Genomic DNA, 23,225 nt, shown 5'->3' with positions numbered 1-23,225 from the left:
ACGGCGCCGCCCGCGAGATGACCGAAGAACTCGGCGCGAGTGCGGAGTACCTGAGCAGCCTGGCGCACGCGGGTACCCATGTGATCGCCGGACCGCGTGACTGGAAGTACCACGCCATGGCTGCCGACGTTCCGCAGCAGTTCGTCCCGGTGGTCGACGGTACGGAAACGGTTGCAGCTCGCTGGGTAACTCGCGCCGAACTGCGCGCCATGGCCGCGAACAGGGAGTTGCACTCGGCCCTCGCCAGGAACGTCGACGCGGTGCTCGAGCTGTTCGAGCCCACGGCGCTCAGCCAGGCCGAACCCACTGATCCGCCGACAGTCCAAGACGATGCGTCCGCGCGGCCGGAACTACCGGAGCCGCGGGTGGCCCTCCGCCCAATTGATGAGGCGATGTACGACGCGTACATAGAGCTCTATGCGCACGGCAGCAAGAGACGCCCGCCGGGCCTGAGCCCTGAAGCCGAAGCCGCCTGGGACGCCGATCTCCAGAAGCACGAAAACGACTTCTTCGCCGCATACCCGCAGGCGCGCGAGGTCAGTGTGCGGGGCCTGCTGGTGCAGTACCACACCGTGCGCGACGAGATGCGGAAATTGGCCGACGAACTCGGCCTGAGCGTCGCCGAGCTTCGTGCGCGCATGGACAGCGAGCTGTCCGCTTTGGTCGACGGCAAGTCCCTGGCGATCCGGGTCTCCACGGAGGCCCTGTTCAGCATGCTCGCCGACGGCCGATTCAAGACCCAGTTCGAGACGGGCTTCGGCGGCGGCTTCGTAAGCGATGTCAGAGAAATGGAGAACCGGTGGTTCGGTAGCCCCGAGGACATGGATCCGCGGCTGCGGCCGGCGTACGGGTATGTGCAGGTCGGCGGCGAACGCCCGGCTGGTCTGTCCGACGCGAGTATCAAGCTGGCCATATCCAACGACACACTGTGCACCGAACGGCTCGCGATGTACGGCCGGATCGAAATCGTGCTCAGGGACCAGACTCGTGAACGGGCCACATTCTGCGTTGCCGATTCGCTCCGCTACTCCGGCAGCATGTTGGGAGGAAGAATGGGCCGAACCATTCCTTCATCCATCCTCGACCCGCAGCCGGAGTCCTTCGGCGTTGCCGCCCTCTCCACTTCCGCCCCGGGAGACGCCTCGCTGCGTGGTATCGACCGGGATTACAACGGACAGCCCTTCCGGCAGCACCAGTTCGTCGAGTGCCAGATCCACGGCGGTATCACGCTCGCCGACATCGACCACATCAACCTCCCCGAATTCCCCGGACCTGAACTGCGCGCCGCGCTGGACCACGCTGGTGTGGCGTGGCGTGTTCTCGACAGCCATGCCATCGCCCGCGGCGGCGACCCCGAGAGCATCGCCGCAGAGGTGCGACGGCTCGAAGAAGACCTCGCTCTGGTCGACGACACGATCGACTTCTTCCGAATTGGGCTCGAAATCAAACTCCGGGAGGACGGCGGCACGCCTGCCGCCCAAGAGACCCGCAAAAGTCAGATCGACGGCCTCGCGGTCGCCTTGCGCAACACCGAGCAAATGCGGATCCAGATCGTCGAGGCACTCGCAGCCTTCACGACCGACGATCCTGCCCTGCATGAACCCCGCGACGATCACGAAGACCAGCCACACCAGCCCGAAATCCAAGGACCACCCGCCGAACCGGACGGCCGCCCGCAGACTCCGGCAGAGTCACAACACGTCGCCGGGGACACCGATGTGGCCGCATTGCTCGAGCAATACACCCCGGCTCAGGTGCGGCAGGCACTCGATCATATCGATACCGAATTGCGTTCCATGGAGCCCGCGCGCCGACGTCGCGTGCCGACACAGCGTAAATCGGCCGCGCTCATGGGATGGTTGGCAGACCAGCTCGCCCATGAAGCCGAAGCGCAGAAGCTCGCGGCCGGGCAGTCGTCGATGTCGCCCGACGAGTGGCACCGCGAGGCAGGCAGACTGACCAATAGACTCGCCAGGGCTGTCGGCCTGTACAAACCGGCGACGGAAATGGTCGCCCCGTCCAGTAGCGATCCGCTCCACGAGCTCCGGAAGATCAGCAGGCGCGGCGACGCGCCACCCGTGATCAAGCACCTGGTCGAGACAGCGACACGATTCCTGGGTCTGGAAGACATCGCGGCCGCCGTCGAGCCCATTCACGAGTTGATGGCCGACTGGCCGGTAGCCGAGCACCTCGACACGGCTGTCGGCATCGCATGGGAGCTCGCGCGGCAGGCGCGGACCAATCAGGGTGGCAGCCCGCGTATTTCGGGCACCATACTCGGACAACCGGGAAATCGGTGGGTCCACATCGAGGTCACCGACGACAGCCGAGATCTGCCCGCCCGTGATCCCGACGAACATTTCCACTGGCGTGCCGTCGAGTTGCTGGACACCAAGACCGAATTGTGGGGTTGGCGACTTCCGCAAGAAGACCGAAAGACAGTGTGGTTCAAGCTTTTCGAGACCGACGGTCTAGAGGATCCGTCGCATGTGGTTCCCGACCTCGCCATGGAAAAGACGCTTGCGCCTGATGCTGTCGCGCCGGGGGTACGGGCAGTGCGGCACGAGTCGGAGGAATTCCTGGCGCAGGCCGGCCTGCCGAGCGATCAGAGCGACAGCGCGATCTTGCTGTTGTCGGAATTCCTGGGGAACGTGCCTCGGCACGCGCCGGGCAGCGAGGCCCGCGTACGAGTCCTCCGATTCGGCGATGTGTTCCGCTTCGAGATCAGTGACGACAGCCCCAAGTTGCCGAAGCGGCAGCGGGAGAGCGACCCCAATGCCGTTACCGATCAGCCCTTCACGAGCACCGAGTCGGAAGCGTGGGCAGAGGGTGTGCTGGTGGACGGCACCCACGGCCGCGCTATCGGAATGCTCGAATCGCTGGCCTCCGCATGGGGCGTCGACCTCACGCGGGGCGGAGGTAAGACTCTGTGGTTCGAGATGCGGATGGAGAACCCCGACCTACCCCAGCCGACCGTGGAAGCCACACTGCCCGAGGCCACGTCCGGCGCATCCGAGCCAGAGACAGCGGTGACCGACAAAGCTTCGAGCACGAATTCGGGCCGCGTCTACCACATTTTGATGAGCGAGGTCGCCGATGTTCAGGTGGCAAAACACCTCACCACGAAGGTGTATCAACGCGCCGCTCGAGCACAAACAGACCGGGGAACAGCGCTCACGGCAACACAACTGACCGAGATCACCTACCAGGTACTCGCCGAGCACAACACCGCACTCGCGAACCTCGACACCCGACACGAAGCTGCCTCGCAACCCCAGCGGACGACCGGCCACGCCGGGCTCCCCTACGGCGGAGTCGTCTTCCACAACATCCCCGGCGACCACGGCCCGTCCAACGCATCAACACCACAAAGCAACCACCAACCCCCGAGGCAAGCGGCGTCCTCCCGGAACGAAGCCGGCCCCGCGATGGCAGACAACCCGTATGCCACCTCGGTCGATCTCGACCGGTTGCGCTTGCTGCGCGATGCCGTCACCAGAAATCACGCTGACGCCAAGTTCGGCCGGGCCGAAGCGGAGCGCGTCGCGCTGCTCGAGCGAGTACTGCTCCTGGTGAACGAGGAACTGGCCGCCGAGAGTACATCGAACTCGCAGATTCCCGCCGCACGGCTCAGGGTGCTGCGGTCCTTCTCGGCCGCGGTGGAAGAGTGGATACAGAAGGCAGAGCAGGTCCAGGTGGCCGAGGCGGAAGCCCGGCAGGTGGAGCCGAGTTCGGCGGAGCGGGAACGGATAAGGCAGGAAGCGCACAACCGGTTCACGGATTCCGTTCACCGCCTGACGGAGGTCACATCGAGACTCACTGCGGTACACCATGATGTCCGCGAGAAAGCCATCGATACGGGCCTGTTGCACGGGATCGAACTCGATACGGTCCGAGGGGTCGCCGACCAGATCGGCCAGTCGATGGCACGTGCCGCACAAATTCCGGAAGGCGAGAGAAACGACGGCCTCGCGCCGGATTCGGACGATTTCTGGTGGCTGCAAAACAATTTCTCGGCACTCGACGACCTGATCTCCATTCTGGAGAATCCGTCCACAAAAATCGGCTACGCGAAGCTCCTGAACCTCACCGAAAATTTCTATGCGACAGCAGCGTATCTCGCGGACGCGCAGGAAGTACTCGATGCCGGTCAGCCGGGAACCACCGCCGCCGAGCGGGAACAGCGGCTGGCGAATGCGAAGGCGGAGGACGAGGCCGCCCAGCGCCTGGTCGGCGAGCTGATCGCGGCTTTGGACGCGTTCGGGCCCACACCACCCCAGCAACCCGGTCCCGTTCCACAACAGCAGGCTTGGCCCGAGGCGAATACCGAAGCCTCCGCGGCCCAACAGATCCCGCAAGTTCCGGCGTGGCAGGAATCGAGCACCAACACATCAACTGCGGCACAGGAGGTTTCGCAGCACCAGTCCGAGCCGGAGCCGGGTGGACACCCGACGCCACAGCCGCAGGCACCGAATCCCGCTGTGCCGAAAGACTCTCGTGGAACCCACGGATTGTCGGACACCCCGCAAGGTCGCACATCGGAACGTGATGGTGAACCGACAAATGCAGCCGGATCGTCCACCGCGCGCCCTCAGCACACACCGTGGCGCCGGGCCGAAACCACTGGGGCGGCCAGCTCCACCTTCACGTCGAGCACACCATGGGGCAGAGCTGTCCCCACCGCAGGAGCGGCGCATTCAGCGGCTGCGTCCTTCGGCGAGGTCGACGCGCTCGGCAACCCTTTACGCGGTCCCCGCATGCCACACGAGAAGCAAAACCCACTGCCACAGCAACACTTGGCCTTCCACCACGACCCGAACCACCCGGACCCCAAGGGCTGGGTCGACCCGGCGGCAACCGGAAAAGACGGCCACAGCCGGCGCCAGAACGACGACGCGGCCACCACATCCCCGGCACCACAGCAGACCCCGCCGCCGAGTCGTCCGGATGGATCCGTGCCGGCGGCCGATCAGGTCTCGGCGGCCGATGCGGCTCCCGCCACCCCTGCGACAGCCCCGACCGACGCCACCACAGAACAACCGGCCGCGCCACAGCCCGATCAAATTGCCCCGAGCACAGGTAATTCCGACACCGCTGTAGCCCACGAACTTGCGCCCGCCATCCAGCGGCGGCTAGCGATCACCGAGAAACACGTGGCAGACGTAGTGGCCGAGGCGCTGCGCCCCGGGCTCGCACTCGGTATCGATACGACGAACCTGCACCAGAAAGACCTTGGGGCGGTCCGCGAGATCGTTCGCCGGCTAGAGGACAAGCATCAGGAACGCGTAGCAGCGAAGTTGCGTCAGCTCGTCGCCGACGACGAGTTGGCAGGCATGCTTGCCGACGAAAAGGCCGCCGCTGAGCTGGTCGAACAATTCCGGCTACTGACGCCGAGCATCGAGACCGCTTTCGAACACCTGAAGGAGATGCGCCTGGCCCTGGCGGTGCTGGCTGCTCGCGACTTGCTCACCGCGGAGGGCGGGGTCCCGGTCGACAACGCGCAGGGGCAACCGATTCCAGATGTCGTAGAGGTGCCGGGTGAGCGCATCGTGGTCGCGTCACCGATGGAGGGTCAGCAGCGGCTGCTGGACGAACTCGCCCCCGGGTTGCGCGAGCGGGCGGAGCGCGAAGGGCTACCGATCGAATATCGGCGAGTGCTGATCGGTACCGATGGACGGCTGCTCGTACAGCAGATACCTGGTGATTACCAGTACCCGGAGCGGGCCGGCGTTTTCTATACCAACTCCGAGGATATTGCGTGGCTCAACACTCTCATCGATGACCGCGGCTTCCAGGAAAAGATTGCCGAAGCCGAACCACACGGAGAGGTATCCAGGGACCGTCTGGACTCCGGTTCGGATCGCCCGACGGCGCCGGAGAAGGTGGAGCTGATCACCTACGGCAACGGCTATCAGGCGGTCGAATGGACAATGCGCACCAAGCGGCAGGCCGACTCGCAGGAGTTGGGATTGTCCACCGCAAGGGATTTCGGGGTGCCGGCTCCGCAGGCGCTGCGTCGCGGCGAGCGGGTCGTGCTCGTGGAATTCGTACCAGGAACAGACGTGAAACGTCTGCAGCCACAGTTCTTCGAGGACGTCTGGGCAAGCTACATACTCACTCCCGATGCGAAACGACTGGGGTTGGCCAACAGCGCGATCCATCCGTCGAACTCGCACACCGGCAACAAGTGGGTGCTGGATCACGCGGGACGCCTGATACCTGTCAACTACATCAACGCCTTCACCGATGATTGGGATCCGAGCGGTTTTGCCGGACGTTTCTTGACCGAGCAAGACAGCACGCTGGAGTCGCTTGCACACCACACCCCGCCCGCCGAGCTTGCGGCGATCGCGCCGCGGCTCAACGATTCCCAGCACTACGCCGATCGCGATCGCAGTGACTGGCACAGCGACGTGCTCGCACGCTTCAGCGGTATACAGGACATCGCGCTCGATTCCCCCGTCGCCGACGAATCCGTCTCCCTGCTGACAACTCTGGAGCAACGTCGCCTCGATGTGGCGAAGCGGCTGGCCATGGAGTCCGACTTCCCGAGCCCACTCGACACCTGGACTACGGAGCGATGGCGTCAGGTGGTGGCCGAGGCCAAACAGCGGGCCGCCGACCGGCCCGACCCGGCGATCTACCGCGCGCTCAGATCCCTCGACCTTCTGAACCGAGTGGTCCTGGATGCACAGCTGAAGCAGGTCGGTGCCGACAATCTCGACGAGACCTACCGTGACGCCCTGAACCTGCGGCAGGCCGATCTCGATGAGGCGGCGAGCCTGTCTGCCGAATTCACCATGACATCGCAGGCTCGCTCCGACCTCGAGCGAGATGAATCGGTCCGCACCAGCCCGGCAGCGTCGCGAAGGCAGACCGACCCACAACTCGAATCGCTGCACGAGCAGGCCCGTTCTCGTCATGATCGATTGGCGCGGCAGTTGCACGAGGATCCGGCGGCGTTGACGCCGGGATCGCCAGGGGCACAACGTCTCAGCACGCTGCTGGATGAGGCGCGGACGCGGGTGACCGCGCGGCGCGGCGATGCACCATACACCGACCCAGCACAGGCCCTCGACGAGGTCACGCTAGATCATCTCAACACCTTCCGCGGCATCCGCGACTTGCTCGCCGCGATCGGGCGGGTCGGCGAACTGGACGCCCAGATCGGCCTCGTCGCCACCGTCGACGCCGCAGTCCGGGCGGCTGAGTCCCAGCGTGCGGCCGCGCAGGCCAACGCCGAAGATCTGGCCGCGCTGCAGAATGTCGAGCTCGGTGATCCAGCCGCGCCACAGCGCGAACGTGATGAGGTGGCCGAACTACTCGCGCGGCGTATCGGCGTGGACCCGACCGTGATGGGCGCCTGGGTGCAGTTCTTCGCGAAGCGGCAAGGACCGGCTTTTACCGAGGGCTGGCAGCATCTGGTCGAGCAATACGCCGAGCTGGTGCAACTCGTCTCATCGGTCAGTGCGGTCAGTCGTCTGAACGAGCAGGTCGCCGCACTCGAGGCGCTCGTCCAGCAATATCGCGGGGCGACCGCCCTGCGCGAGCAACTGCGTGCCGACCTCGGCGCGCAGGCCGATATCGCCGCTCTCGGAGTGCCCGATCCACTGGACCAGCGCTCGGCGAGCGATCCGAAAGCCGTGCAACTCCGCCGGGTTCGTGCGGAGATCAGCGGCCTCGACCGGCGACTGCGTGCCGTCGCCGATCAGCTGCTCACCCCGACGCCGCAACCACGTCAAGTCCACCCTTCGCGCCGTCCGCATGTCGACACCGCGCGCGCCCGGATGGCGACGGTGGTGGCCGAGCAAATGTCGAGCATCGTGGCAATGCTCGAAGCGGACACTCTGCTGAGCCCACTCGACTTCGATCCGGGAGTCGCGGGAACGGAGGCATTCCACTTTCTGAATCGAGAGCAACGGTGGGAACTGGTCGGGCAGATGCAGGGGCTCGTCGATCTCAGGCACGTGCCTGCCAGGTGGCGAGACAGAGATCAGCGAATGGCACACCCGGATGGCTTCAAACCCTCGGTATGGGAGACCTCCAAGCAAACCTTGGCGGCCCTGGCCGCCGCGCAAGCCTGGCGCGATATCGCGATGGCCGGCGTCGCGATGGCCGAGGAGCGCGCGCCAGAGCTGCCCGGACAGCCTCCGGTTCACCTACTCGAGTGTGCGTCGAACGAATTCGAACAGCTGATGTTGGCTATCGGCGATGTCGATGCCGCCGACGAGGTTCACGTCATCGTGGGCGGTGGCGTGGACTTGCGGTCGGTCACATCGGGTGTGGCACGGATGACCGAGGACATCGAGAACTCCGCGCGCACCACCCCGGGGCTGCGGGTCGCCACGGTGCTGTGGATCGGGCACACCGAACCCAACGAAGCCTCGTCGCGACTGACCTCCGACCTCCTCGGTCTGATCAAGAACCGCAGGTACTACGCCACGCAACCCGGTGGGCGGCCGGAACTTACGCGAATCCGTCTCGATTCGATCGGTAATCCCGCCCGCGACCGGGTCGTCCAGCTCACCCGAACCAGCCCCGAGCTGGCCCCGTCATTGGTCCAGGCACCCTTGATCACCGCTGCGCCGAGCAACGACGGCGTGACCGAATTCCGACACCCGGACGCCAAGACGTTGTCGTGGTACGACCCAGCGCTGGCAATCCTGTTGGAGGGCAGCACGGATTGCGCGCTGTGGGTACTTTCCCAGCTCTTCCTCGACGGCGTCCCGGTCACGATGCCCGCAGGACCGCTGTCGCCCACAGGCATGCACACGGAGGATCTCGCACGGTTGACCGGTGCCGCGTGGCAGCCCGACGGCGTCGCGCCCGATGCGGAACGCACCGCTCGTGACAAGGTCGCCGATCGGGTGTCCGATTCGGGCCCCGGAGCACAGGCCATCTTGGTCGTAGAACGCCCCGGCTTCGACGCCCACGCGACCCTGATACGCAACGACGAGGAGACCGGACAGATCACCGAAGGCGATCTCGTCGGCTACGACCCGAACAAGCAGCAGCTCGAGCCTCTGGACCGCGTCGCGCAGTGGAAGGAATATGTACGTGGCACAACAGGACTCGACGGCGAACAGGTGTACGCCATTTACTTCGGCAGCGACCGTCTGCCGATAGCGCCGCTCGACCCGAACCAACCTGTCCCTGGAACCGCCGGAAAAGACTATCCCGAAGGACCCATCGGTACCCCGGCACCCGAGCAGCACGAGTCTGTCGGCATCGAATCCGACCGACCGCATTCGCCCAGCGATCCAGCATCGACCACACCGCCGCAACCCACCCGATCGGTGTCGGAGGGCACGCCATCGGTCGACCCCGCTGGTGCAGTTGCACTGCTGGACCTCGTGCCGGATTCGACTCCGACGTTCCGACACGTGCTCGACGAGGTCGGCGACCCATGGACGGCCGAATACCTCACCGCCGAGATATTCGGCCGAGCGGCCACCACGCCGGTCGTCGACGCCGACACCGCCGGCACGCGTTTGGACGCGATCACCGAAACCGTGCTCGCCCAATATGGTCTGGGTTTCCATCGGCTCCGTCGTGCGCTGGTGACCGCTGCGGGCCCGAAGACACCAGCGGGGATGCGCGGCGGCCTCGTGGCACTGGCCGACGCGGAAACGTTGCAGCACGGCCTGAATCAGCTGACCGAGAAAACACGCGAAGTACTGACGCTGCGCTTCGGGATCGGCGAAGGGAGACCGGTCGCACAGGTAGTGCGGATTACGGGCTTGGAGCAACACGTAGTCAGCCAGTTGGAGCAGGAGGGTCTGCGGCGGCTGATCGAGACGATCTCCGAACGCGGTGCGGCGCCGCATGCCCAAGTGCCTGCAGCAGAGATCGTTTCGGCGTTGGCGCGCAGCAGCATCGTCGCCCGGATGCCACCGATTGTGCGGAACGCGCTGACCGACGACCCGTCGGCACTGGCGGACTGCCTCGATCAACTCACCCCGGCTCAGCGGCAAATCCTGAATCTGCGCTTCCGGCGGGGCCTGACCGTCAACGAATCTGCGCAAGCTCTGGAGCGAAGCGTCAGCGCGGTCAAAGTGTTGCAGCGCGATGCTGTGCGCCACCTGGCACGATTGCTCGAGGCAGAGGCAGGAAACGAACCGTTAGAAGTCGTTACCTACGCGCTGCAATACGAACAACCGCGCTTCGACGCGGCCCTGAGTCAGCTCGGTGAGTTGCAGGGCGCGGCCGTAGCGGCACGCCTGCTGTTGGGACAGCCGCTGAACGTCATCGCGCAGACGCTCGGTAAAGACCATAGAAACCACTACAGCAAGGGGATTCGACGCCTCGCCGACATACTGCTCGGTGATGCAGCGGGTCGCGCCGGCGCGGGCCCGGACCGGAGATTGGTCAACCGAACCCCGCCTGAGATCCTCGACGCAGCAGCGCGCACGCTCACCGACCCCGACCACAGGCGGATCATCAGACTGCGCTTCATCCACGGCCGGTCCGGGCAGGAAGTCGCCGAGACGCTCGGTATCGGCGGGCGTGCATTGGAGTTACGGGAATACCGTGCCGTGCAAAACGTGGCCGAACGGCTTCGCGCGAACCATGACCGAGCTCCGCGACCGTCGACGGCCGAACTGGTCGCGCCGGAATCGGCCCGTTGGGACGGCGCACCGCTCGACACGCCAGGCAGTTTTGTGGGAACGCGTGTGCCCGACGCCGGGCCATCGGCCCACCATTCACACCCGGGTAGTACGCCCGCCGAGCTGCCGCCGAATCGGCCTTCCACTCCAGCGGCTACCACAAACAGACAGCCACTGGCCGAGGACCGGACATATAGCGATCGGATCGTCGTGCCGTTGGCCACTGAGCACGGGCGGCGCTTCGAACGCCCCGATATACACGGCACACTGCGGCGCGGTCACCATCGGGGCGCGGCCATCGAACGACTGGTCATCACCGAGCACTCGGCAACCCCGCAACTGCGACAGCTGCTCGATGAGCATGTCGCGCAGGGACGTTCGGCGCAGGCCGTAGTCCTGATTCGGAGACGCTACGGGCACCAGATATTCCAGCAGATTCTCGAGCAGGTCGGCGAGCCATGGTCGGCCAGGAACATCTTCGACGAGGCATGCGCGCGTGCCGTCGACAATCTCGGTCGGATCGGTGATCGCGGCATCGAGGAGTGGGTTGCCCTCAATGCCCGGGATCTCATCATCCAGCATCGCCGGACCGCCGAATTCTGGGACCGGATCCGAGAATTCGTGCTCCGTGGCACCACAGCGGATGCGTCGGATCCGCAGTGGGCGGTACTGGGCAAGGCGACAACTCCAGAGGTGCGCCAACGGCTGGGCGCGCTCACGACCAGCCAGCAGCGGCTGCTCGGTCGATTCCTGCCGAACAGCACTGACGCGACCGCGTCCTCGACACCCCCCACCGACCCCGGCCTCGAGTCACCCGCACTGTGGAAAGCCGCCCGCGAGTTGGTCATCGCCGTCGCCGACGGGCACGGCGTGCACGCGCAGATCCCCAGCGTGCCGGTGTCGGGCGATCGAGCATCCACGAGCACAGCAGACGCCGAACTGGTAACGGCGCTGGCGGGCAGCCCCATTGTCGAACAACTGCCACCGATCGTTTCGTACGCGCTCAACAACAGCGAACGGACACTGCGGGACTGCCTCCGACAACTCCTGCCCGAACACCGGGAAGTCCTGCGCCATCGCTTTCAGCTCGAACTGTCACCCGCCCGGACAGCGGAAGCGTTGGGGCGCTCCGCAGACGCGATCGACACGATGGAACGTGCGATCTTCCTGCGTCTTGCCGGGATGTTGGAGCAGCGGCTGGGCAGCCAACCGCTGGCGGTGGTCAAAGACACCCGCGGCGTCACCATCGAGGTGTCCGACTACGTCCGGACCTGCCTCGACCAAACGCTGCACGTCACCTGGGCACTCGGCCACGACACCACTCTCCCCACCACAACCGTCAAGACCTGGAATGACCTCGAAAAGGGTCTCGACAACCGCTTCACCAGAGTCGACCCTCCAGCAACCACCACACCCGGCACCCACCCCCTCGCCCACATCCTCGACAAACTCGAAGACCCCACCAACGGTATCGACACCATCGTCTTCGTCATCGACGACGGTGGAACCGGCCACAGCTTCACCGCCACCTCCACCCCCGGCGGCCCCACCCTCTTCGATACCAACATCCCAGAACCACCCACCCCGGCAACCGAAAGCAAGCACAACGATCGACCGACACCCCGTGTCCGCACTCGCGAGATATGGGAAAAGCTTCACCTTGAAACACCCGTAGCCGTCTTCACCCGCGAATACCGAAGAACCTCCGAAGGCAACCTCGAAGCACTACCCCAACTAGACCCCGAAGGCCCCACTCGAGAAGAACGAGAACACGAGATCCTCGGCCCACCCGCCGAGGAGTCCAACCAACCGGAGAACCCGGACGAACCCGCGAAATCGTGGCTCCAATGGATCCGCGCCAGAATGCGACCCAAGCACAGAAACCTCACCCTGAGGTTCTGGGGCTCGGCCACTGCCGGCGCAGGCAGCGCCGGCTTGATATCGACCCTCCCGCTGATTTTCCTCGACATGGGTGCCTCGCTGCAGTCGATCGGCCTGACAGCAGCCGTGACCCAAGCAGCCACGGTGATTTCGCAATTCTTGGCCGGACCGCTTGCGGATCGGATCAACAACCGCCGCATGCTGCAATGGTTGTCGGCAACCAGCGCTGCGGTCATGGCCGGCGTCGGCAGCTGGGTCCTGTGGGATCTGCCGCACGCTCTGCCGGTCGCCATGGGCGCGGCTGTGGTTGGTGCGATCCTCGATGCTTTCGCTTCTGCAAGCGCCAATAACTACGGTAGAGATTTGGCTACCACGGCTGAAGAGAAGAAAGTCGCAAACAAACTCAGGATAGTGGAACGGTCGGTCGCCGGCGCATTCGGCAAGTCCGTTGTCCCGTTACTCGAACGGATCTCAACGGCATTCCCGTTCTTGACCAGCATTGTGACCTCGCTGGTGAATCTGATCGCGCTGTCCATGCTTCCGACGGCGATGCCGAAAGCAAAGTCGCGCGGCAAATTCTTAGATGGAGCCCGCGCTATGTGGCAGGACTCGTACCTGCGCGGCGTCCTCTTGCTGTCCATTCCTGCGTTGTTCTCCACTCAGACAGCCGCGTTCCAGTTGGCCCAGTTACTCCACGGGGGAGGTTTTTCAGCGACAGCCGTGCTACTCCTCTCCGTCGGGATAGTCAGCGGATCACTGTTAACGCACAAGTTGGTGCCGAAAGAATTGATCGAGCGCGCCAACACTAAATGGACCTACCCGACCCAGCTGGCAGCATATGCGGGCCTTGTGGCCGCATACGCGACCACAACAAACCCGTTGATCCTTTGGTTGATCTCGGCTCTCACCGGCGCAACCGGTTACCTCAACAACGTCCCGTTCGCCACATACCTGCAAGCCAAAGTTCCTGAAAATGCCCAGGGTGGCGCGTGGTCGACCCTCCTGAGTTTCGGCGCTGCAGGCGGAATCCTCGGCGGCATATTCGGCCCCTACCTGTTGACGGCTGCCGGCAGTTATTGGGGAGGCTTGATCAACGGCGGAATATTCGGTGCAACAGCCCTCGTGTACACAGCACTCGGATTCTTCACCCGCAAAGGCGCAAGTGCACTGCCGCCGGTCGGCGATGGTTCAACCGAACACCCTGAGTCCGGCACATCCCTCCCCGCCGCCGTCAGAGAATGCGCGATCCAACTCTCCCGCACATTCCACGCCCTCAACCACAACAGCTCCGCGCGCAAACCCGACGACACCGATCCCGCGTGGCAATCCGACAAAAACTACAAACCCACCGAAGCCATTCTCGGCACTAAACTCCGACAGCACAAAATCAAGGGCGACGGCGCTATCGATGACATCGTCGAAACCGTCCGCACCCGACGAAACGGCATCGACACCGCCGCGATCGTCGTCCAAAAAGGCAACAAGGCACACGGCTTCATCATCGTCAACGTGAAAAACGAGAACGGCGGCGAAGACACCGTCCTCGTCTTCGACACCCTCATCGACGGCGACAGCCCCCGCGTACGGAACTACGACGGCGTCGAAATCGAGGAGAACGGCGAGAAGAAGGTCGAATACAAATGGGAACCCGCATACCAGGACATCGACAAAGCCTTCGTCGCCTACTTCACGACCAAAGAGGGCACCCTCACCCCGAAGACCCGAAGACTCCTCGCACGCTTACTCCGCATCCGACACCCCCACAAATTCGAAGGCCCACCCCCCGAAGACTCCCCCACACCCGCCCCCCACGAACCCACCCTGCCGACGTCCGATAACGAGCCCGAACCGACTCTCTCGCAGCGGGTTCCGACCGAACCGGTTCGAGCACACGACGACACATCCGCGGACCTCGATGCAGGCCGTCCCGCCGACGGCGAACCAGACCGCAGGCCACCGACTGACTCGAATGTAGCTGCGCTGCAAGAGGAGTCGACCGACACGACACCTCCGGTCCAGGATCGCGGCAGTGACCGTGCTCCGGAAGCGAAGGGGGCATCGACCGAGCAGGAAGTGCGCAACCCACTCGGCGCACCAGGTCCTGAACCCCGCAACCCCGAGGCTCTCGATAATCGAGCCCCGCAGTGGAATGGGCTCTCCCCTTGGGCGCAGCGACGAGCGCCCGGTCAGGAAGCAGCCCACAACCCGGGCCCCACCGGCAAAGGTCGGGATCGAGGCGAGACGCCCGACGGGTCAGACGCCGACCGCGGTGGTGCAACGCAGGCCAAACCGACGCCATGGAACCGCAAGTCGGCTGCCATGGAGCCGACTCCCATCGAGACACCCAAAATGCCCGCCACGCCTACGAGCCCGCGGGCGGCCGCAGGTCCAGAGGAGTCGGGTCATGCTGAGCGAACGCCGAAGCCAGCTGACCGGGGGGCCGATCACGAGCCGAGTAACGCCGCACGCACCGGCACCGGGCCGGACGCATTCGGCTCGGGTGGCAAGCGGACCAGCCCGGCCGGGGAAGGCAAGTCACCGCAGGTGACGGCCACGCCGACCGATGACGGCGGAAATAGACCGCCGGCCGCCCCTGAACACCGGACCGAATCCGAACCCACGGTGGAGTACCGTGCCGGCCACGAGGCGGACAGCGCGCGGCGGACCGACGAACTGATCGACCAGCTGTCGGCAGGCATGTCACCGGAGACAGTGGCCGCGGCCAAGCTGCTCGCGCGGCGGTTGGTCGGCCTCACCTTCGGGCTCGGCACAGTCCAGCAGGGGCAGCTGACGGTGCGAGCGAATGATGGGCCGCTGGGCCTGGCACTCGAGCTCGAGCTCTCGGACGGCGCCGAGCGGCTGGCGTCGTCCTACGTGCAGTCTCCCGACGAATGGGAGATCGACGTGGCGCGCCTCGCGCCTCGAGACGGCGAGCCGCGATTGCTGGTGGACGAAACGCTGGGACGCAGGCTGGATGGCGACCAGCCGTCGAAGTTCGGGTTGATGCTGGAAGAGCTTGTCGCACAACTCGACTCGGACAGGGATGGCTGGTTGCAGCTCGGTATTTCGCCGGGCTCGGACAGCGCGCACGAGTTGTCGGCGCTACTGGGCCGTCGTGGCGGAGCGACCGCCACGCTGACGATGGAGATACCCGACAGCGGTGGGTTCGCCGATGTGTCGCCGCAGATCTCGCTGGCGATCGATCCGGCGCAGGAGTTGGACACCGTGATCACCGGTGTCCAGGGGGTAGTTAGCGAGCTGGCGGCCGGATGGCCTTCGGACCGAGTCGATGTCGCGCGGGAGGCGACCGAAAAGGGACTCCGGACCGCGGCCGCTCGACATGACGACCCGGACGCGGTCTACGGATTCGAGATCGAGGCCCGTACGGAGGCGGGTGTCCGATCCATCGAGTTCGCCGTCATCGACCCGAGGACCGGGTTGTCGACCGTGCGGGGTGTCGTCTCCGACACGGCACTCGAGCCGGGTGCGGACCGCGACGGCGATCTGACCCAAGCCGCCGATACGGCGGTCGTCGACCGCGGTGGGTCGGTTCGACCGGGCGGACCGACCCGCGCGCCGGATCAGGTCGATCCTCAGAAGGTCCTCGCCGATATCGCCGCGGCCCTCGGTGAGTCGGTCCCGACGCCACACACCGGCGACAAGCCGACGACTACACCGGCTACCAGCGACGTGCTCGCCGAGATCGGCGAGTTGATCGGCCCGGATCAGCCGGTTTCCCCACAGGAACTGATGGAAATCCTCGCAGCGGGGTCATCAAGGGAGGAGCTTTCGGAGCAAGCCAGACGCAGAGGCTGGCGCGATACCGTCGTTCCCGCGCTGCGCGAGGCGATCATCTCCGGCCGGTTGGCCACCCGCCGGCAACTGCCCGCGGCCGAAGAACTCGCGCACCACCTGGGCATGGCATCGGCAACCTCCCTGCGCAAGGGCTACCAGCAATTGAGCGGTGAGGGGTACCTCGCGAGCGACGAGGTCGGCTTCACTGTGGCGGGTCGAGAACAGTGGACCGAGGCCACACACCCCGATGATGCTCTGAACACGGTGCACGACAACGACTCCGCCCCTCGGGCGGCGCGCGATCCCGAGGACAAGACGCGCACCGGGCGATTCTCGAGCGGGCCTGTATTCGCGGGGCTCCATGAGAGCGCCGTGGCCTTCTACCAGGCACCTCACGGCGACGATGTGCAAGTCAGCGCCACTTCCCAAGCTAAGACGCGCGCCGGGGGTGAGCGGTCTCTGAGTGCGCGCCGGGCACCCGAGACTGCGGAGAACGAAGCGAAGGACGTCGATGCCGAAGCATCGCACCCGGCCAAGAAATCCGGCCAGGGCAAGGGCGCGATGCCTCAGGACCAAGTCGAGATCGAGGAGGCGTTGGACCTCCCCCGGGGCAGAGGAGCGCAGCTGTCGGACGCAGCGATCATGCCCGCGTCCGAGCTGAAGAGGCAGAAATCCGGTAGACCGAACCCGTGGGTGCTCACCGACCTCGGCTCGATGGACTCCGCACACCCGGAGAAGCCGAATCGACCGGAGGACGCGGCGAGGGCGGAGGTGGCCAGGCGACTCCGGGTGGCCCCCGACCTCCTCGCCTCGCCGTGGGCGCTGGTCAACGCGATCGAGGATATCCAGCGCGAGTTGCGCACCCCGGAGGGGCGGCGCTGGAGTCTGACGGCGACCCGAGACCACCTCGACCGGATTCCGGATTTGGTCGGCCGTCTATTGACGTTGAACGTCGAATGGGCGGCGTCGCGGGCGCGCCGGGAGTACAGGGCGACTGAGTTCCAGGAGATCAGCGACCGCCTGAGCACCGAAACGGCCGAGCTGCTCGGGCTGCCGAAGTTGACCTTGCGGACGCCGGCGCCGGTGCACAACGATCTGCTGTTCGAGTTCCGGCAGCTAGCAGAGTTGATGGGCTCGGAGGTCCGAAGTTTGGTGGAGGCCGTCTCGCGATTGCTGGAACTGGAGTTCACGGCCGATTCGGTGGCCATGCACCTGGGTCGACCGATTCATCGCCGATCGGTCGACCCCGGCGTGGTGGAACTGCCGACGCTCACTGACGAGGACCTAGCGGAGCGAGCACTGGACAAGGCCGACCCCGAAGCGACTATCGCGTGGATGTCGCGCCCCAACGAACTGAACGAGTACGACAGCCCACGGTTAGCCGTCGCCGAGTGGTGGCGATACGAGTTGAGTCCGGAGGAGCAGCGGGCGCTGATCACTGTGTATCCGCTAGAGCTGGGTTCTCAGGATTCCGCTATTCCGGCGGCGGCCGTGAACGATGCGAACGAACGATCCTTGAAACTGGTTTTGCAGACCCTGGGTTCGCTGGCGCCGGAGGAACTCACCCCTGCGGAGCGTGTGCGGTTGCGGTACGCCAACCGCCTGTGGGAGGGCTTGCTCGAGGCCGACCGCATTGCCCAGGCCACGAATGGTGCGTTCGAGGTGCTGCTGACGAGGTTCGACCCCACAACCTTGGTGAGTCGAGTCGAGCTCAGATTGGCCGAGCCCGATGGGCAGAGCCGGTGGTTGTGGCATGTGCGGGTCGGGCCCGAGGACGCGTCGTGGCCCGCGCGGCTTTTCGAACCCGGTGTGGACGTCGATGCCATGGCGGCGCAACCCGGGCGGCGCGGCGGCCTTCCCCCGTTCGAGTTGTCGGTAGGGCCGCGTGACGTGGATGGGGTCGGACTGACCCCGGCCGAGGCGACCGAAGCCGCGACGGTAGCGAGCGACGAGGTGGTCGACTGGTTGCGCAGAAGGGCATGGTGCAGCGACGAACAAGTCCAGAGAGTGCGGGCGGGCATCGTCGAGTTGGTAGAGCACGCGCTCGCCAACGGCCGGGGCGAGGTTCGGGTCGCGGTCGATGCCACCGGAACGACGGTCGGTCAGCGCAGGCTCCGTGTCGAAGTCATCGATCAGAACCCGCAAGCACCTGCGTTGAACGACTTCACGGCGGTACGAAAAGCAGACCACGCCGATGTCCTGCAATTCGAAGGGGGCAAAGGCATCTGGCTCGAATTCGAAGAATCTATGATCCACCGCCTCCTTCCCCCCAAGATGGTCGGCGTCGAACTCCTCGGAGAACGGAAGGTTCGACTGGAGGGGTTCGACGACGCAGGTTTCGCCTGCGGTCGCCAGGCGGTACTAGACCTCGGATTCCCCCTGTCCTCCGCGCCTGGGTTCGAGGCAGATGTCCGTCCTCCCTACGGTGAGCCACTGCCGTCGCCACATGGTGCGTGCGTCGCCATCACCGGAGATTATCCGGTAGTGCCCAATTACGCTGCGGCCGTTGCCGGCCATACCAACGATTTCCTGGCGATGGGCGTCAACATAGCAATGAACGAGCCGCTTCCGACAAGGCCGGGCAGCGAGGCGGTCCCGAGACGCTTCATGACCGCCGAGGAATGGGCCGCGGTGCAGGAAGCAGGCAACCAGGCCCGTGCCCGCGACGGGGTGTACGTGGAAAGGCTGCTTCAGGTCGCCAAAGACAGCGTCCACGAAGTCCTCAGTGCGTTCATCCCGCAACAGCTTCCAGAAACTCGAATCAACATCACGTTCGACTGGGCGGCCGGTACCTTCCGCGCTCACCTGGACACCGAGGGCCTCGACCTCATCGAAGCATTGCCCGACGTCGTGTCCGGCGCTTTTCGTGTACGCGAGGTCGTGCTCGCCGTGGCCTGGGTGCCACGTGAAGACGACGGACAGGCAAGGTCAGTTGATTCCCGGCCTGGTATCCCATCATCCGACCCAACGCCGCTCGCGACCGCGCCAGGCACCGCTGCCGAACCCGGCCCCACCAACGCCACAGCCGAAGAGCGCACTCCCGCGCAGCCAACTACTCCACGGCCCACTGCGGGAACACCTATCGCCGAACCCGGAGCTCACCAAGCGCACCCGCGCGCGCAAGCGCTGCACTGGGATCCGCGATTCGCGGAGCTGTTGCGTGGCGCGGACGACGCCTGGCCTCCGATGCGAGATGAGCACAACGCGGCAGTGGCCCCGCTGCGTATCGGCCGAGGCCTGCCACCCCAGATGCTCGCACACCGTTTCCCACCAGGTGACGGGCAGGAACTCCCACAGGGCCCTGCGGCGCACCCCACACCGTCGCCAGCCGCAGATCGGCATAATTCCGGTGTCACACCATCTGGAAACATAAGATCACTGCTGCGCCTGCCCAATGTCGGTGTACGACTTGTCTCCGAGTTCCTCAACGAAATCGGCTTCGCGATCCTGAACTCGGCGATGACCATCTGGATGGTAGACAAGGCCGGGCCGGGTCTGGCGGGCACCATTGCGGCGCTCACCCCAGTGCCAATCATTCTCGGCGCACCGATCGCGGGATATTTGACCGACTACTTCTCCCCCAAGAAGTTGATGAAAGGCAGCGCAATCGTGGGGACGGCAACAGCAGCCATCGCGACTGTCGCCCTTGCGACGGGAACTTCATACGCCGTCCCCATACTCGTCGTGACCACGTTGGTGGAAGCGGGCGTTTCCGTCCTCTACGGAAACGCTTCCGGCAAGGTGATCGCCTCGATGGCCGCCGATGCGCCAAGAGGACTGACTCGCTTCAATAACCTCAAACAGAACTCCACCCGAGTTATCGGGGGACTAGGGCCCATTCTGCTGTCGGCCGGAGCTGCGTTTCCCCCCCTCGTCAATCTCGTCACGAACGTCGTGAACGTCGCTTCAATGTCGGGAGTACCCGATCTTCCGACCGAACAGAGGGAGGGAAGTATTTGGAAAGAAATGCGCACTTCGGTCACCGCCGGCGTGCGTACGGTCTACGGCCATCCCCTGTTGCGAATTATCAACAACGGCCTGAGTCTCAACAATTTCTATCTGGGAATGCAGTCGATCCCGTTCGCTTCACTGCTCCTCGACTCCGGCATGACGCATACGCAGATCGGACTGGTATCGACGCTCGTCCCAGCCGGGGCCGTTCTAGGGAACCTCATATCCGACAAGGTGTTGGCAAAAGTCCGGATCAAACGGCTCCTCGACACCAGAATGGCCGGCCTGACCGGGGCCGCCTTCGTGCAGGCAATGGCAATCACCAGCGACCCCTGGATAACCGCAGCGGCACTAGGCGTCAGCTGGACAATCCTCGGCTCGGCTGGCATACCTATCACCACCTACGCGCGCGAGAAGACCCCGAAGGCAGTACGCGGACGAGCGGCAGCCGTGCGCCTCCAGACGTCCATGGCCGGGTTCGGACTGGGCACCCTGGTCGGCGGCGGCGCAGTCTCGCTATTGGGAAACCAGCCCGGCAGCGTAGCTATCGCTGCGGGCGTCGGCGCCATCACCGCCTGGTCCGTCCTCCGGCGAGTCTTCAGACCCGAGAAAGCCCGGAAGCTGTTGAACTCCATCAACCAAACAGCCGAAGCATTATGGGCGCTCGGCCTCAACGAAGGAATCAAATCCGAACGACGACTAAAGAATTGGACTGACCTCAGAGACGCCATCGCCACCCACCTCGTCGAAACCCACCTCGACCCCGACACCGACGACCCCCTCGCCCACATCCTCGACATCGTCGAGGATCCCGACAACGACGTCGACACTGTCGTCGTCTTCGTCGACTACGGCGAGGGCAAGAACCTGCACCCGTACACCATCACCAACGTCGGCGGCTACGCCGTCATCTTCGATACCAACATCCCCGACCCCGAAATCACCGACGCTGACGATCCCGACCGCATCCCCCGCGTCCGCACCCGCGAGGAGTGGCAACAGTCCCACCCCCGCAACATCAAAAAAGCCTACATCGCCGAACTCACCACCGACGGCGACAACCTCACCAGCCTCCACCCCACCCGTCCCGACCAACCGACCCCACCAGACCCCGGTGTTGTCAAGAACTGCGCGATCCACCTCACCCGCATATTCCGAGCACTCGGCGGCAACCCCGACGCACCCGAACCCGACGACACCGACCCTCGATGGAAAGCCGAGGACAACTGGAAAACCGTCGAAACCGCCCTCGGCGCCCAACTCCGACCGATCCAAACCGGCGACAACGACCTCGCCGAGGCCATCGAAATTGTCCGCACCCGACGAAACGGCATCGACACCGCCGTCATCATCGACGAGGCCGACGCCAACTCACACGGCTACCTCATCACCAACGCCGAAGGCCAAATCCTCGTCTTCGACATCCTCGCCAACACCCCACGTACCACCAAAACCGCCCACGGAATCACCCTCAACCACATCAACTCCGCCATCGACAACCCCGACATCAACACCCCACGAGTACGCAACTACGACGGCGACGAACACGGCCAGAACAAGTGGCAACCCGCCAACCACAACCCCACAAGAAGATTCGCCGCCTACTTCAAGAACGACAACGGCATACCAACCCCGCTCCCCCAACCACAACGCGCCCGCGCACACACCCAACACCCACACAACATCCAAGGCGCACCCACCGAGAACCCCCCAACACCCGACCACGAACCCACCCAGCCGACATCCGACAACGAACCGATTCGAGCAGCGGAACCGGTCGGCCCGAAAGGCGTTTCGGATCAGGTAGTTCCGCAGGAAACGCCGACTGCTGGCGCGACGCGGTCATTCGAGGTCGAAACGACTCCTGCTGCGGCTGGCGAGACGCCGACGCGGCCCGAGGCCGAGCGCCCGGATGCCGGGCAGGCCGAAGCCGCGCTGCTGGGCCGTCCCGGCTTCGGATACGTGGCCTCGGTGCCGAGGGCCGCGCCCGATGAGCTCAGCGGCCGCGCCTGGAGCGAGAGCCCACAGCGGCACGCCTGGGAGCGCAGCTGGCTGGGCGAGCACGGTCCTCGCCTCTCGGTCCTCGGCGCGCTCACCGCGGCCGCGTTGGAAGCGGAAGCGCTGCTGGGCCTTTCCAATACGTCGCCGGGCCCAGTGCTGATCGAACAGGACAGGCTCCGGTTGCCTGGTGAGAGGATCCCGATCTGGAAGTTCCGGACTCTGCCGGTGGGGGCGCCGGAGCAGCCGGGCGGCAGCGACACCACGAGCCGGGCCAGCGTAATCGGCCGAGCCGCCCGCGCTCTATCCCTCGATGAGCTTCCGCAGTACTACTACACCGCGCTGGTGGCAACAAGACCCTTGCTCGACCTCGACCGCGACCTGATGAGGCCGCCGGTGCTCACCGACGCCGAGCGGGAGTACTGGAACTCGATAGCCCGAGACGGGGTGTTCGGTCTGCACTACCCGGGCTCCCGGTCGCAGGAGGCTCAGAAACTGGAGTATCTGCGTGCGCGATACGAAGCCGACGTCGTCCTCGACGATATCGGTTGTCGACGGGGTTACGAGTACATAATGAACGACGTCGTCGGGCCTTACCTACAGCGCACAGCCCTCGAACTGCGTGATCGTGACGACGCCGGTCAGTCGTCTGCGGAGGATCGGGTAGGTCGATGGTTCGCGTCGATTGTGGCGGACATGATGGCCGCGCCGCCCGATGCCGCCCCGATGCTGCTCCACCGAGCGCTGGAGGCGCAGGCACGTCTCGACGTCGATACGCTGTCCGCGGAAGACCGGGTGGTCCAGCAATTCGTCTCGCGTGTAAGCGAATTGTTGGGCGGGCATTATGATTTCGGCACCTATCTGCACCATCGGCAGCTTTCGGAGGGACCGGCGTTCGTCGAGGACGTCCGGGCCGCCGTCGCCCAGCGCCACCCCGACGGCGCGGCAGCGCAGGTACCGTTTCTGAGAACGCTGCTCGAACTTGCCGCATGA

Annotated in this window: 1 protein-coding gene (cut by a window edge); it reads left to right on the top strand. The window is 65.0% G+C overall.

What is annotated here, in order from left to right; translation table 11 throughout:
* Nucleotides 1-23,225, top strand: the 3' portion of a protein-coding gene (locus AB0M74_RS31125; protein ID WP_366529874.1) for an MFS transporter. Its footprint begins 7,288 nt before the window's first position; the window shows 23,225 of its 30,513 coding nt (coding positions 7,289-30,513); its start codon lies off the left edge, out of view; it ends in the stop codon at nt 23,223-23,225.

Origin of the sequence: Nocardia sp. NPDC051463 (assembly GCF_040681975.1) — a bacterium.
In the GTDB taxonomy this organism is placed as follows: Bacteria; Actinomycetota; Actinomycetes; order Mycobacteriales; family Mycobacteriaceae; genus Nocardia.
The sequence above is the reverse complement of the archived record's forward strand: the minus strand, read 5'-3'. Positions and strand labels throughout refer to the sequence as shown.